12 protein-coding genes and 1 pseudogene are annotated in these 14313 nt (G+C 45.7%); 9 read left to right on the top strand and 4 right to left on the bottom strand.

The genetic code is table 11. The features are described 5' to 3' along the window. Positions 1–6 precede the first annotated feature (6 nt). The gene (locus ACHZES_RS09345) at positions 7–1461 is read left to right on the top strand and encodes an NADP-dependent glyceraldehyde-3-phosphate dehydrogenase (protein ID WP_038283577.1); all 1455 of its coding nucleotides are present in this window, start codon (positions 7–9) and stop codon (positions 1459–1461) included. A 353-nt stretch (positions 1462–1814) separates the two neighbouring features. Here ACHZES_RS09345 and ACHZES_RS09340 read toward each other — a convergent pair whose 3' ends face one another. Together ACHZES_RS09340 and ACHZES_RS09335 are read right to left on the bottom strand one after the other, a co-directional pair. Next, on the bottom strand, positions 1815–2072 hold the full coding sequence (locus ACHZES_RS09340; protein WP_395548157.1) for a TfoX/Sxy family protein: 258 nt from the start codon (positions 2070–2072) through the stop codon (positions 1815–1817). Between the two features lie 33 nt (positions 2073–2105). Continuing rightward, on the bottom strand, positions 2106–2999 hold the full coding sequence (locus tag ACHZES_RS09335) for an AraC family transcriptional regulator (RefSeq protein WP_154522164.1): 894 nt from the start codon (positions 2997–2999) through the stop codon (positions 2106–2108). A gap of 114 nt (positions 3000–3113) precedes the next feature. Here ACHZES_RS09335 and ACHZES_RS09330 point away from each other — a divergent pair, with 114 nt between their 5' ends. Both ACHZES_RS09330 and ACHZES_RS09325 read left to right on the top strand, forming a co-directional pair. Continuing rightward, positions 3114–4340 carry an MFS transporter gene (locus ACHZES_RS09330; RefSeq protein WP_395548158.1) on the top strand — a complete coding sequence of 409 codons (1227 nt, stop codon included), beginning with the start codon at positions 3114–3116 and terminating at the stop codon, positions 4338–4340. Between the two features lie 107 nt (positions 4341–4447). After that, positions 4448–4906: a GyrI-like domain-containing protein gene (locus ACHZES_RS09325; RefSeq protein WP_395548160.1), complete on the top strand. Its 459-nt coding sequence runs from the start codon at positions 4448–4450 to the stop codon at positions 4904–4906. Positions 4907–4954: 48 nt separating this feature from the next. On the opposite strand, the gene ACHZES_RS09320 is transcribed toward ACHZES_RS09325, so the two are convergent. Both ACHZES_RS09320 and ACHZES_RS09315 read right to left on the bottom strand, forming a co-directional pair. Continuing rightward, positions 4955–5965 (bottom strand): hypothetical protein, encoded by a 1011-nt coding sequence (locus ACHZES_RS09320; protein WP_051835082.1) that lies wholly within the window; start codon positions 5963–5965, stop codon positions 4955–4957. A gap of 255 nt (positions 5966–6220) precedes the next feature. Beyond that, a complete protein-coding gene (locus ACHZES_RS09315) occupies positions 6221–6448 on the bottom strand; it encodes a hypothetical protein (RefSeq protein WP_038279442.1) in 228 nt (75 codons plus the stop codon). Between the two features lie 141 nt (positions 6449–6589). On the opposite strand from ACHZES_RS09315, the gene ACHZES_RS09310 reads away from it, so the two are divergent. The 6 genes and pseudogenes from ACHZES_RS09310 to ACHZES_RS09285 all read left to right on the top strand — a co-directional run bounded on the left by ACHZES_RS09310 (position 6590) and on the right by ACHZES_RS09285 (position 14313). Further along, entirely contained in the window at positions 6590–7552 is a 963-nt protein-coding gene (locus ACHZES_RS09310) for a YafY family protein (RefSeq protein WP_154522682.1), read from the top strand. Positions 7553–7575: 23 nt separating this feature from the next. Further along, positions 7576–8811 (top strand): annotated as a pseudogene (locus ACHZES_RS09305) (endonuclease Q family protein); the annotation flags it as partial. 42 nt (positions 8812–8853) lie between these two features. Continuing rightward, on the top strand, positions 8854–9510 hold the full coding sequence (gene nth / locus ACHZES_RS09300; protein WP_395548161.1) for an endonuclease III: 657 nt from the start codon (positions 8854–8856) through the stop codon (positions 9508–9510). After that, positions 9507–9983 carry an LURP-one-related/scramblase family protein gene (locus tag ACHZES_RS09295; RefSeq protein WP_395548162.1) on the top strand — a complete coding sequence of 159 codons (477 nt, stop codon included), beginning with the start codon at positions 9507–9509 and terminating at the stop codon, positions 9981–9983. Before nth ends, ACHZES_RS09295 begins: the two co-directional genes overlap by 4 nt. Positions 9984–10693: 710 nt before the next feature. Continuing rightward, positions 10694–11236: a signal peptidase I gene (lepB, locus tag ACHZES_RS09290; protein WP_395548163.1), complete on the top strand. Its 543-nt coding sequence runs from the start codon at positions 10694–10696 to the stop codon at positions 11234–11236. A gap of 32 nt (positions 11237–11268) precedes the next feature. Further along, positions 11269–14313 carry an SdrD B-like domain-containing protein gene (locus ACHZES_RS09285; RefSeq protein WP_395548165.1) on the top strand — a complete coding sequence of 1015 codons (3045 nt, stop codon included), beginning with the start codon at positions 11269–11271 and terminating at the stop codon, positions 14311–14313.

Raw genomic sequence — 14313 nt, 5'->3', positions numbered from 1 at the left:
GATAATATGTCAGAGTTATGTAATGAAAAGCTGGTTTATGGTAACTTAGTCAATGGCAGGTGGATGGAATCCGCATCGGGGAATGTCATTACCGTAACATCCCCTGTAGACGGTTCTTTTATCGGTGAGATACAGGCAGTCAGTAAAGAAGAGGTTGATGAGGTCATCCGGTATTCCAAAGAAGGTCTTTCTTCCTGGGCTGGTGTTCCAATATTTGAAAAGGCACGGATCCTTTATAAGGCTGCAGAGATATTGGAGGAAAGGGCAGAAGAGATCGCGGATATTTTGATGATGGAGATTGCAAAGGATAGGAAATCTTCTGTATCAGAAGTGAAGCGAACCGCAGATTTTCTCCGGTTTACTGCAGACGCAGGAAAAAGCCTGGAAGGAATTGCAGTAAGCGGGGAGAATTTCCCGGGTGGTTCCCGCAATAAAATTTCATATGTAAGAAGGGTTCCGCTAGGTACCGTACTGGCCATATCACCGTTTAATTACCCCATTAATTTATCAGCCTCCAAGATAGGACCGGCGCTTATGGGGGGCAATACGGTAATATTAAAACCGGCGACCCAGGGGGCCATCAGTGCCCTACATCTTGTAAAAGCATTACAGGATGCCGGACTGCCGGAGGGAGTATTGCAGACAGTTACCGGTAAGGGGAGTGAAATCGGTGACTATATCGTAACTCATGAAAATATTAATTTCATTAATTTTACAGGCAGTACGGAGGTAGGCAGGCATTTATCCAAGATATCCTGTATGACCCCTCTGTTACTGGAACTTGGGGGGAAAGATGCAGCCCTTGTACTGGAAGATGCCGATTTAAAATATGCGGCAAGTAATATTGTAGAAGGTGCATTCTCTTATTCCGGACAGCGTTGTACGGCAGTTAAGCGTATTATTACCACTGACAAGATAGCGGATCAGCTGGTAGATATGCTGAAAACGGGAATTGAAAAATTAGCTGTGGGAGATCCAAGAGATAATGTGGTTGTCACCCCTCTGATCGATCAGAAAGCGGCTGATTTTGCAGAATTCTTAATTCAGGATGCCATTGCAAAAGGTGCAGAGCTCATTGTTGGAAATAAAAGAGAAGGAAATTTAGTCTATCCAACTTTGCTGGATAAGGTAACTGTTGATATGGAGATTGCATGGAAAGAACCGTTCTCCCCCATTCTTCCTATTATCCGGGTAAAAGATATGGATGAAGCGGTAGAGATAGCCAACCGCTCAGAATATGGCTTACAGACTTCTGTATTTACCAAAGATATCAATAAAGCCTTCCGTATAGCTGAAAAGTTAGAAGTGGGAACCGTACAGATTAACAATAAAACAGAAAGAGGCCCGGATCACTTCCCATTTTTAGGAGTAAAGGCCTCCGGTATGGGAACCCAGGGAGTGAAGTATTCCATAGAAGCAATGACAAGGCCAAAAGCAATCACCATTAATTTAACAGAATAACTGGTTCCGGGCTGTCCGTCAGGCAGCTGAAACAGTGTGAAACCCGCCCTTTTGCATAGGGTGGGTTTTTATTCCAGACCTTTGCTTATAAGCGGGAAGAAAGAGGGGATGATAAGGATAGGACGGTTTTTGGGAGTAATGCGATGAATCTTATCTTTCTTTTAATGGCCTGGCTGCCAATATTGATTGGTGCTTTGGGTATTGCGTTTATTTTTTATTATTTCTATCAATGGATGAGAGGCTTTCGGTTAATAAAATACCGATTGGCAGGCGAAGTCTGCCTTTTGGTGGTTCTCGTATACTTTTTGATTTTCTTTCTTTTTTGGTTTATTTGGCTGGGAGGCCCCTTTCTTTTATAATTTATGAAAATTATAAAATGCCTTCAATTCCTCTTTCCTCTCCTGAGGAAGGAGGCCTTTTTTTATTCCCCGAATTGCTCCTTCCAGAGCATAAAGACGGTGGATGCAGGCGGAGGAGTCCATGGCCTGGATCTTTAGCCAGGCTTTTTTGGCACCTGCTGTCTTTAAATCTTCGTAAGTAAAGATTCCGGTTTCATTCAGCTGACGTTCTACTTCCTTTCCAATATTAGGAAGGTTAGATAATTCTCCCATTGTGTTCCTCCTTTTGATATTCCATGGCGATGTTTATAAGTTCTTACCACTGTTCCGATGCCTTCTGGGGGTTATATGAAATTCTCTTTTAAACAAACGGTCAAAATAGCTGGTGCTCTCAAATCCGGTATGCTCCGCAATGTCTGTTATGGAGCGGTCCGTTTGAAGGAGCAGCTTCCATGCCTGCTGGAGCCGGTATTTATTTAAATATTCTATGGGCGATAACGGGACGGAGCATTGAAAGCAGCGCAGAGCCTCCCGCTTGCTTACGCCCACGGATGAGGCGATATCCTTCAACGTAATCTTTTTCCAGTAGTTTTCTTCAATAAAACAGGTCATGCCTTTAAACCGGGCCTGAGAAATCCTGCTTACCCCCGTATTTTCCATGGTTGCAAATTCCAACCGGTGTTCAAACAAACTGGTCCAAACCTGACAAACGATGATATGGGCTTCCAGCTCCCAGGACGGACCGGGATTTTCGCATACGCCATACAGCCTTGAAAGAGAGGAAAGAACGTCCTTCTGCCAGGAAGTACTGCTTCTTAGGACAAAATGGGAAATACCCGAAGTGAGAAAGGGAAGCATGTATTTGTCATAAATAGAACTATTTTCAGGGGCAATGAAATCGGATGCAAACAATACGTTAGGGATAACTGCGGTACCGGCTGAGAGAAAACGGTGAATGACTCCGGAATTGATGAAAATCCCATCCCCTGCTTCCAGTATGTAATTGATGTTGCCGATGGAACACTGCAGGATTCCTTCTGTTACAGACACCAGTTCAAATTCCCTGTGCCAGTGCCAGTCAATGCACTTGTTATCGAACTTTCCTACATCTTCGTAATAATATTGAAATGGAAAGGTGGAGGAGCCGTGAGAGACAAGCTCCATCATGGATTCGTCAGTGAGTATTTTCGTGCTTTGCATAGAGCGTTCTCCTTTGGTTGCTGGCTAGATTGTATCACAAACTGGCGGTAATTTACAAGATTTTGAAAAAAATATGCGGTATAATACAAAAAAATGAATAGCAGGTGAAATACAGTGAATAAAGATTATACCAAAACCGTCCACGCCTGTTTTATGAGCTATATCGTGCAGGCGATCATTAACAATTTTGTACCTCTTTTATTTCTTACATTTCAGTCCGAGTACGGCATTTCCTTATCCAGGATTACCATGCTTGTGACTTTTAATTTTGGAATTCAGCTGATTGTGGATTTGTTGTCTGCAGGCATTGTTGACCGGGTCGGTTACCGGGCTTCTATGATAACGGCCCATATTTTATCAGCAATAGGGCTGGTGTCCCTGACCATTCTGCCCGGATTGTTTCCCCAGGCATGGATCGGACTTTTTGCCTCAGTGGTTATCTATGCGGCCGGAGGCGGCCTTCTTGAGGTATTGGTAAGCCCCATTGTAGAGGCTTGTCCAACGGATAATAAAGAAAAAGCCATGAGTATGCTTCATTCCTTTTATTGCTGGGGTCATGTAGGGGTTGTCCTGGTGTCCACCATATTTTTCAGCATTGCAGGATTAAAAAACTGGAGGCTGCTGGCGCTTTTCTGGGCGCTGATTCCTTTTATCAACATGTTTTTATTTTTTAAGGTACCTATTGCACCGCTGGTGGAAGAGGAAGAAGGCCTTTCCTTAAAGGGCCTCATCAGGAAACGGATATTCTGGGGATTCATGCTTCTCATGGTATGTGCCGGAGCCAGCGAACAGGCAGTAAGCCAGTGGGCATCCGCTTTTGCAGAGAGGGGACTGGGAGTGAGTAAGGCCATTGGGGACCTTGCTGGCCCCATGCTCTTTGCCACGCTAATGGGAATCTCAAGGGCGTTCTATGGAAAATACGGAGAAAAGGTGAACTTAAAAAAGATGATGATTGCAAGCGGAATCCTATGCATAGGTTCTTATTTTCTGATCGCTCTTTCTCCTTTTCCTGCACTGGGCCTTCTGGGCTGCGGCCTGTGCGGCCTGTCTGTGGGAATTATGTGGCCCGGTTCCTTTAGTATGGCTTCTGCTTCCATACGGGGAGGAGGAACCGCAATGTTTGCATTTTTGGCTCTGGCAGGAGACCTTGGTTGTTCCGGTGGGCCTACCTTTGTAGGCGTTGTTTCTGGATATTTTGGGAACAACTTAAAAATCGGAATATTAGGGGCGGTCCTGTTTCCCATTATTCTGGTTATCACCCTGATTCGTTTTTACAGATCGGATAGAAATACGGAAGGCTTCATAAAAAATAATCAGGAACAGATGAATTGTGACATATAGATGTCATATTCGGTATGCTACAATCCACTTACCATAGAAAGTAATGCCTGACAGGTGACCCATGAAGCCGCAGTTCAGGTAAGAAAGAGGAAAAGAGGTAAGAAAAGATGGACATTGAGAGGATTGAGCTTAAGGAAAAAAAAGTAGTGGGGCTGTTGGCCCGGACAAACAATGCGTCACCGGATATAGGCAATGTGATCGGCGGCCTTTGGGAGAACTTTTACGGGAGGGGGATCTATTCCGGTATTAAAAATAAGAGTAATGAAAAGGCCCTGGGGATTTATACAGATTATGCAGGAAATGAATTGGATGATTACAGTGTGATCGTGGCCTGTGAAGTGGAAGAAGCGGATGAGCTCCCGGAAGGGACGGTGGTAAGGACTATTCCGGCAGGAACGTATGCTAAGTTTGTGGTAAGGGGAAACATGATAAAGGCGGTAGCGGAATTCTGGCAGGAGCTTTGGAAGATGGATCTGCCAAGAACTTTTGTCTGCGATTTTGAAGAATATCAGAACGGGGACATGGAAGATGCACTGGTCCATATTTATATAGGCTTAAAGGATTAATAAAAGAGAAGGAGGGAGCCGTAAGTGGTTTTCCCTCCTTCTTTTTTATTAGTAGATGACTTCTTCAAATCCTTCTGTGGAAGGAAATTCAATGGAAATGGCTTTCCCAGGATTATTATAATCCAGATTCATATTCATGAGCATGCCCATGGTTTCTCCCTCTTCGGTGATGGTCATGTAAATAGAAATGGCCTCCTTGGAAAAATAGCCTTCCGGGCTGAAGACTGCTTTTCCGTCGATCCAATCGATCTTATAATCGGAATAAGAAAGAGTCGGCCAAATCTCATCGTAGAAACTGGTGAGATATGTTTCAAGGCCTTCTGCTTTGCTGGAATACATAAGGATTTTATCTCCAGCGTCATCGTCTGCGATCTGGACGTTATCCAGGAATGCACCAAACTGTCCGGTCAGCCCTCCCAACGTGATGTTTCTTGTCATGTCCGCATATCCGATATTCATCTTGTACTTATCATACATCCCCGCATCCAGATAATAGCAGCCATTGGTGTAGAATGAAGTCTCTGACCTGCTGATCCCCAGCATATCCATACTGGTATGGGATAGAAATTCCATGTTTGGAGTGTTTAGGTCATGATATTTTAGCTGCATATTCATAGAGACCGGGATATTCATCCAGTCATAAGAAAGGTTCATCTGGATGTCTGCGGTGATATCCAGGCCGGGCAGCCCGGAACTTTTCTGATCTGCTTCCTGGTAAAGCTCCATTCCCTTCTTGTTTATGGTCCTTGCAGCGGCAGGGGTAGCAGCCTTTTGGCGGACAATACCCTGGTCGGTCCATGCGCCGGATTCATTGACCGTGCTGCCGTCGGGTGCAGTGGCCCCGGTCAAAAGATAACCATTTTCATCAAAATAATAACATTCTGCCATTCCATCCCCATCAGAATCAATCCATTTCCATGTGGAAGAGGGATAGGATTTATCTCCATCCTGCCACCACCAGCCATGGCTGTCCTGCTTCCAAACTCCCGCATGGGCGGTTGATGCCATAGTTATGGATAAAAGTGAAGCGACAACAAATAATTTTATAATTTTTTTCATGCTTTTTCATTCCTCCTGCTTGTTATATTCGCCTTTATCGTAAGAAAGGCTTGGACAAAGCTTCCGGTCTATTGCATTGATTCGTCCATTGTACCATATTTTGGTAAATACAACAAGAAAATGCTGCCCATGTTCCAAACAGTGATTTTCTTGTTCCGTACGACATTGATGAATATTTAACAATATGACCTGCTAAAAACCCAGCCGGAAAGTCTGAAATGACAATCCGGCTGGATTTTTATTAGGGATTATTTTTTATTTTAAGGAGTCCTTCCACTGTTCAAACATCTCCAGATCAGAAGCCTTGAGCTTTAAATTAGTAGTAAGAGTCTTTCCTTCCGGCGGCGTAATATGGATTTCCACCACACTTCCTTCTTTTATAGAGGTGTTTAAGGCTGCTTTCAGGAACAGAGGAAATTTAGGATGGTTATTTTTAAAAACAGCCCAGGATTCCTTTAACTGCATCAGGTTCATTAAGTTCATTTAACAGGTCCTTTCTTTCTTGGTCATTAGGCATATCCTAGCATAAATAGAAAAAGGAGTCAATGAGTGACGATGGAAAGAACGGTCTTTTCCGGGACCTTTTGCCGTGATATAATAAGGGCAGCAAAGAAAGGAACGCCTATGAAGATAGACAGACTTATTGGAATTTTATCCATCCTGCTTCAGGAGGAAAAGGTAACAGCCGCTTATCTCGCGGAGATCTTTGAGGTTTCAAGACGGACCATAAACCGAGATGTGGAGGCCCTGTTAAGGGCAGGCATTCCCCTTACCACTTTACAGGGACAGAACGGGGGAATATCTATCATGCCGGCTTACCGGATTGACCGGACCGTGCTGACCTCCTTTGAAATGCAGTCCATTCTGACCGGACTTAGGAGCTTAGACAGTGTGGCGGGGACGAACCGGTACCAGCAGCTGATGAAAAAACTGTCATCAGACCAGGCATCGGTGCAGGTCCCGGAAAGCCATATCATGATTAACCTTTCCTCCTGGTATAAAACCTCCCTGTCTCCAAAGATCGATCTGATCCAGAAAGCCATTGAAGCAGGCCATTCGGTAAAGTTTTGCTATTATGCTCCAAGCGGTGAAACAGTGAGAATGATTGACCCTTATCTTTTGGTATTTCAATGGTCCTCCTGGTATGTGTGGGGTTATTGCAGGGGCAGGAAAGATTTCCGCATGTTTAAGCTAAACCGGATCCAGGAGCTTTCGGACACCGGGGATCATTATGAAAAGCTTCCCTTACCTCCCATCGAGTACTTTCCGGAAAATCCGTACCCCAGACAATTTCATATCACTGCGGTTTGTGAACCGGAGATAAAATGGCATCTGATCGAGGAGTTTGGAATGAACAGTTTTAGGGAACGGGAGGATGGAAAGCTATTGTTTGAGTTTGATTTTTCCAGCAAGGAGAATCTTTTTGGCTGGCTGTTAAGTATGGGTGATCAGATTGAACTAACGGAACCGGCGGAATTCAGAAGGGACATGGCAGAGCTTGCCATGGGAATTTATGAGAAATATGCCGGTAAAAGGAATGACCCGCTTCTTGCAACCCATAGAAAACAAAGCTATAATAAAACATAAATTGACAAAAGCAGGTGAAATTTATGTATATATCAGATTTACACATCCATTCCCACTATTCCAGAGCGACCAGTAAGGAGTGTACGCTGGAATATTTGGACTTATGGGCGAGGCGCAAAGGGATCGGGATCCTGGGGACCGGTGATTTTACCCACCCGGCTTGGCGTGAGGAGTTAAAGGAAAAGCTGATTCCTGCTGAGGAAGGGCTTTACATATTAAAAGAAGAATACCGTTTGGACAAGGGAGCCGGGCCGGAAGCCAGCACTCCCCGGTTTGTGGTCTCCGGAGAGATCAGCTCGATCTATAAGAAAAACGGGAAAGTTAGAAAGGTTCACAGCGTCATTCTGCTTCCGGGCATTGAGGATGCAGAGAGGATTTCAAAGAAGCTGGAAACCATTGGGAACCTTCATTCGGACGGCAGGCCCATATTGGGACTGGACTGTCATGACCTTCTGGAAATCACGATGGAATTATGCCCCAGGGCTATCTATATCCCGGCACATATCTGGACGCCGCATTTTTCAGTGTTTGGGGCATTTTCCGGTTTTGATACGATCGAGGAGTGCTTTGAGGATTTAACTCCCTATGTGCATGCATTGGAGACAGGACTTTCTTCCGATCCTTCTATGATATGGCGTTTGTCGGCTCTGGACCGTTTTCAGCTGGTATCCAACTCTGATGCCCACTCTCCTTCAAAGCTTGGCAGGGAAGCCAATCTTCTGGATATCGACTTGTCCTATACCGGGCTGTGGAATGCCATACAAAAGGGAGAGGGATTAGAGGGGACCGTAGAGTTTTTTCCGGAAGAGGGAAAATATCACTATGATGGCCACCGGAAATGCAATCTCTGCCTTTCTCCGTCAGAAGCGAAACGGTATTCCGGTAAATGCCCGGTATGCGGCCGAAAACTGACCACAGGCGTGTCTCACAGGATCGAACAGCTGGCTGACCGCAGTCAGGGCTTTGTTCTTCCCGGGGGAAAGCCATTTGAGAATCTGGTTCCTCTTAATGAAGTGATTGCGGCTTCTATCGGATATACTACCGCAAGCAAGAAAGTCAAGAACCAGTATGAATCCATGATAAGGGATTTAGGACCGGAATTTCATATCCTTCGGGAGCTGCCGTTGGAGGATATCAGGCATGCTTCCGGTAATATGATATCAGAGGGGATCCGGCGGTTAAGAGAGGGGAAAGTACATTGCAGTCCCGGATATGACGGAGAATACGGGATCATACGGCTGTTTGAGCCGGAGGAGATGGCAGCAGATTCAATACATTGACGGAAGGTTGGGAAATACCGGATGAGAAAGAGAAATGTCAGCAACATCCTTGATAAATTGGACCAGGTTTATGGTGTGACAAAAGAAGGGTTTTACCATCAGCAGCCCTGGCAGCTTCTGGCGGCCATTATGCTCAGCGCCCAAAGCACTGACAAACAGGTGGAGGAGGTGCTTCCCCAGCTGTTTCAGCGTTTTCAAACCGTAGAGCAGATGGCAGAAGCGCCGCTGGAGGAAATCGAGGATTCCATACGCTCCATCGGGCTTTATAAGAATAAGGCAAAGAATTTAAAAAAGTGCTGCAGTCAAATCGCAGAGGAATATGGAGGCGAGGTTCCAAGGGATATTGACGGGGTACTGACTTTGGCCGGAGTTGGCAGAAAGACCGCCACCTTGTTTCTGGCAGATGCTTACGGTATCCCGGGGGTCACGGTGGATACGCATGTATTCCGCATTGCCAGACGACTGGGCTGGGCATTTGGGAAAAATCCGGCGGAGGTAGAAGTGGAACTGCAAAGAGTTCTCCCAAAAGACCACTGGAACCGGATCAATTTTCAACTGATTTATCATGGCAGGGCAATCTGCACGGCAAGGAAGGCCAAATGCGGGGAATGCATGCTAAGGGAATGGTGTGAACAAGTAATAGATAAAGACGAAAAAGGAGATAGAAAGATATCATGAAGCTAATGTTTAAGCAACGCTTTTTTTCCTGGTTTGATAGCTACGATATTTATGACGAAAGCGGAGCCGCCGTATATACGGTCTGCGGTAAGCCTGCCTGGGGTCACAAGCTGGAAATCTATGATAGCAATGGCAATCACCTGGCCACGTTAAGGGAACAGGTACTGACCTTTCTGCCCAGGTTTACCATCCAGATCGGCGGCCAAACGGTGGGGACCATCACCAAGGATTTTACTTTTTTCAAGCCCTCTTTTTCTGTTGACTGCAATGGCTGGCATGTGGAAGGCAGTTTCCTGGAATGGGATTACAGCATTCTTTCCCAGAACGGCAGCGTTGTGGCCCGGATTGAAAAACAGCTTTTTCATTTTACTGACACCTACTTGATCGATGTAAGTGATGGGCAGGATAGCCTTTTAGCACTTATGGTGGTCCTTGCCATCGATGCGGTTAAATGCAGCCAAAATAAAGGCTAAATAAAAATCATGAAATAAAACAGCCACCATGCCGGATTCCTGGAAACCGGCATGGTGGCTGTAATTGAAAGCCTGCATAGTATTGAATCCTGAAAGCGGCCCCGGCCTGGATGAGTTCATCCAAATCGGGGCTGCTTTTTAATGCGCACATATGCCGGCCGTGTGATAGGAAGACGATCTTTGCCACACCCCCGAAGCTTTTACAAGCCCACCTATAGAGGTATCAGCAAGAGCTTCAGCAGCAAGAAATTTAGGACAATAATCTCATGTTTTGGAACATTTAAAAAGACTTTTCAGATGAAAAATATTAATAATAAATAATGAATTTTCTGGCCTTTCTAATAATCTATCTAAACGGAAAGAAACATGGGGTTGAATTGCACGCGAAGACAGCCAATCTGGTATATGCAAACTGGGGTATCTGTAAATCCAGTAAATACAGGGGAAATATTAAAATGGAAAATCAGTACATGAAACTTGTGTTTTGGAACATTATAATAGATTTTTTTCAAAAAATATAATAAAAATAAACCCCTGGTTATTTCTGCGATGCAACTGATTGGAGAAAGATGCAGGGATGAACAAGGAAATGTATATGAATGCTTCCGGTCTGATATCAGCCAATTCAGGTGAAATATCAAAACAGCCCATAGAAAAAGAAATAAAGGCCGTATTACAAAGAATAAGAGGAAGCAGGTTCAAGCAATAACATGGAGAGATCAGGAAAAAAATATCATCCAAAACATGCTGCAGCAACGGATTACATCAGCCGGTCATTCTGGTTCCCGCTTATAAAAAGTGCAGTAATTGCAGCAGCGGCAGCGTTGATTTTTAATACGATGTTTGGCATTGGGGTTGTATCAGGGACTTCGATGGAACCGGCCCTTTATGATGGGGATGTAATCGTATTCTGGAAATATTCCAGTTTGTATGAAAAAGGAGACATTATTTTTATTAAGGCACATGGGCGGAAAGATTATGTCAAGCGTATCTGCGGTATACCCGGCAATGTCCTGGGATTTGATGATGATAACGGGCTTTTCCTTGTAGACGGAGAGGTACAAAAAGAACCGCATATCTATGAAAAGACTTATGGGAAGACGAAAGTCAGTTATCCGCTCACACTTTCTGAAAATCAGTATTTCGTTATGGGAGATCACCGAAGTGATTCCCTGGACTCCCGTAACTATGGAGCGGTAAGCAAAGAACAGATACACGGAAAAGCGGTCTTTATTTTTCGTTGCAGTCCATAAATTTGTAAAATCGTTAAAAGAAGAGGTAAAATATGGGAAAAATAAGCAGTAGGCGCATTGCCTTTTCTCTATTGCTAATAGGATTGCTGTTAGTGGGATTGCTGCCTGTTGCAGGAATCGCGCAGAATGACAGTGAAAAAGAAGTGATAGTGTCCTTTGACATGCCTGTAACGGAACTTATTGTACCATTAGGTACGAAAATCGAAGACATTCCATTGCCTGAAACCCTGGCGGCAGCGCTGGAGGGCGGCACTGCTGCAGACATACCCGTAACCTGGGAAGCTGACGGGTATAATCCGGAATCGGAAGGAACGTATCTGTTTACTGCTGATATCGGTACCTGGGTTTATCCACAAGCCCGTCCTGTGGCTGTCGTAACAGTAGTTCCTCCAGGCAGGAATATAAACGGAATGTTATGGTTAGATAACAACGGCGATGGAATAAAGGATGTGGGTGAAACAGGCATTGCCGGGTATCCCGTGACGCTCTATGCAGAAGACAACCTGACGGACGCGGTTCAGGATACCTTAACCAAAACGGATGGTACATACCGGTTTGAGGGCATGGAACCTGGGAGATACGTGGTAAAAGTTACAACCGAGACAATTGGCGGAACGGAATATTTACTGCCGCTGGCTATTACAAATGACAACAAGTTTGAGATGGACGAGGAAGCGGCAGCCTCATGGTCCGCCCCTCTGGAGATTGCGGAGGATACGGTGATTTCCGGAATTGATGCGGGCATGCGCCTGCCGGGGGGCATTAAGCCCCGTTCTATAATTTTGGTTGACAATTTTGAAGATTTACAGAAGTATATCTGGCCTTATTTGAGTGATGGAGATGTTCTACAGATTGGAGACAACATTGTGTTTACCAGTTCGCTGACAGTCAAAAAGAGTATCACAATCCAAGCGGCAGACGGAATAGGCATTGTCACCCTGAAGTCTGCAAATCAGCGCCATTTCGTCATTCCAGCAAACGGAAGCGGCAAGCTTACATTTGAAAACATCAAGCTTGACGGCGGCGGAAAAGGCGGTGGGATTGATGTCAAACCGGGAGCATCCTTTACGATGGGAGGAGCAAATATACAAAATTGCATGGCGGAAAAGGGTGGCGCTGTTTATGCCGAGAGCAGCAGGGTTACCATTGAAGGCAGTACGATTTCCGGCAATACGGCGACTGCAAAAGATTACGGCGGAGGCGGAATCTATGGAAAGGGCGCTCAAATTACGATTAGCAGCAGCACAATCTCCGGTAATAGGGCCGTGGGCACCATCGCTTACGGTGGCGGCTTATATGCTGAGGCTAATAGCGTAGTCGAGATAAGTGGCAGCGAGTTTTCCGGGAATGTGTCCAATAACTACGGTGGGGGCCTCAGTGTCTATAATGGAGGCAGCCTCACTGTAGATCACAGTGATATAAAAAGCAATACGGTGACCAGTCCACAGGGGAGCGGTGGTGGCATATTTGTTGATAAGAGCACGGCCGTGATACAAAATGACAGTACAGTTTCAGGAAATACATCGGCCTACAGCGGCAGCGGCGTATATGTCTATGCTGGCAAGAATGAGAGTTCGTCATTCACTGTTGAAGATAGCACAATCTCTTACAATAACGGGGGAGCCCAGGGGGGTGGGATCATGGCTTGGGGGAGCGAGGGGCAAACGGTTGTTAAGGTTAATCACAGCACGATATCCAATAATGAGGCAGCCTTTAACGGAGGCGGTCTTTGTACCCCCGGAGGAAGTGAAATCACTATTATGGGTGACAGTGATGTATCGGACAACCAAGCAAAGTATGGGGGTGGCATATATGTTAGTACCAAGGGTTCAATTAAGGTAATAGGCAACAGCAAAATCCAGAAAAACACAGCAAGCACATCCGGTGGCGGCATATATGCCAACGACTCCAGAGTTACCTTGGATGGCGGCATCATCTCTGACAATTTATCGGATACCGCAGGCGGCGGTGCGTATGTAAAGTCCAACACCGTCTTCACCATGGAGAGGGGTGAAATCAGCGGCAATAAAGCCACTGGAGGCAATGGAGGCGGTATTTTTTCTGACAGCAGCACAGTCACCATGAAAGCCGGAACAATATCCGGAAATATAGCAACAGATGATGGCGGCGGCATCTACACCAAAGACCTTGCGAAATTGTCTGTTTTCAAGACGGTTACGTTTAATAGTAATACGGCAAGGGCAGATGCTGAACCACTCCCGGATATGAAAGAAAAGTATCTCAATATAGCGGACGTCGAAAGCAGCGTCTATGACTACCCGCTCAACAACTTCGATATTAACGTGTTAATCGTGAAGGTTTGTTATGTAGACCGGAGTGTGAGGCCCATAGACGGATTAAGCCCGGATGCATACGCCGCAGTTTTGGGAGAACCATTTACCCTTCCGGATGAAAAAATCCCACTCATCCCAGGCTATGTGTACGTGGATTGGAAAGAACACGAAGACGGAGGGTGGAAAGGAAATTCCCCGGTCAGACTGGCCAGCGTGTTGGCTGATACGGACATTTATCTGGCATACGAAATGAGAAATGTCACGGTATCCCAGGAGGTCATCGGCGCTTACGCTGACAAAACAAGGGACTTTTTGTTTACGGCATACTTCAAGGATAGCGAAGGGATTCCCCTCGCCGAAGGGACCCAGTTGCAGTATAAAGGCGGAACCTTGCCCGGTTCAGAAGCAGAGGTACCGGCCGATGGAATGTTGGCGCTGGGTGAGAATGGTGAAGCTGTTTTCAGGTTGAAACATGGCCAGAAGATCACCATTATGGCGGTACCGCAGGGCAGTATCCGTGTGACAGAAGATAGCCCCTCCAATTATAGGGTGTCTTTTGCGGTTAACTTAGGCCAGCCAGTAGACGGTTCGAATACCGGTCCGGTCAGCCTGGAAGAAATAAATAGCCGGTTTGATTTTAGAAACACAAGAAATGAGGAGGTACCGACAGGTGTACGGGCAGAAAGCATGCAGGGACCTGTTCTTCTGGGACTGTCCTTGTTTCTGCTGATGGTGATTGCAGGTGCCGGTATGATTCATTCCCGCAGAAAGCGAGGTTTGTGA

Source organism: Lacrimispora sanguinis (assembly GCF_044987295.1).
Taxonomy (GTDB): domain Bacteria; phylum Bacillota; class Clostridia; order Lachnospirales; family Lachnospiraceae; genus Lacrimispora; species Lacrimispora celerecrescens_B.
Note: the sequence above shows the minus strand (reverse complement) of the source record. Positions and strands in the feature narration are given on the sequence as shown.

Coding starts and splice junctions, on each gene's coding strand:
- ACHZES_RS09335 (WP_154522164.1), bottom strand. CDS start 2,999: ATGCAAAGCACGAAAATACTCACTGACGAATCCATGATGGAGCTTGTC.
- ACHZES_RS09285 (WP_395548165.1), top strand. CDS start 11,269: ATGGGAAAAATAAGCAGTAGGCGCATTGCCTTTTCTCTATTGCTAATA.
- nth (WP_395548161.1), top strand. CDS start 8,854: ATGAGAAAGAGAAATGTCAGCAACATCCTTGATAAATTGGACCAGGTT.
- lepB (WP_395548163.1), top strand. CDS start 10,694: ATGGAGAGATCAGGAAAAAAATATCATCCAAAACATGCTGCAGCAACG.
- ACHZES_RS09295 (WP_395548162.1), top strand. CDS start 9,507: ATGAAGCTAATGTTTAAGCAACGCTTTTTTTCCTGGTTTGATAGCTAC.
- ACHZES_RS09315 (WP_038279442.1), bottom strand. CDS start 6,448: ATGAACTTAATGAACCTGATGCAGTTAAAGGAATCCTGGGCTGTTTTT.
- ACHZES_RS09320 (WP_051835082.1), bottom strand. CDS start 5,965: ATGAAAAAAATTATAAAATTATTTGTTGTCGCTTCACTTTTATCCATA.
- ACHZES_RS09340 (WP_395548157.1), bottom strand. CDS start 2,072: ATGGGAGAATTATCTAACCTTCCTAATATTGGAAAGGAAGTAGAACGT.
- ACHZES_RS09310 (WP_154522682.1), top strand. CDS start 6,590: ATGAAGATAGACAGACTTATTGGAATTTTATCCATCCTGCTTCAGGAG.
- ACHZES_RS09345 (WP_038283577.1), top strand. CDS start 7: ATGTCAGAGTTATGTAATGAAAAGCTGGTTTATGGTAACTTAGTCAAT.
- ACHZES_RS09325 (WP_395548160.1), top strand. CDS start 4,448: ATGGACATTGAGAGGATTGAGCTTAAGGAAAAAAAAGTAGTGGGGCTG.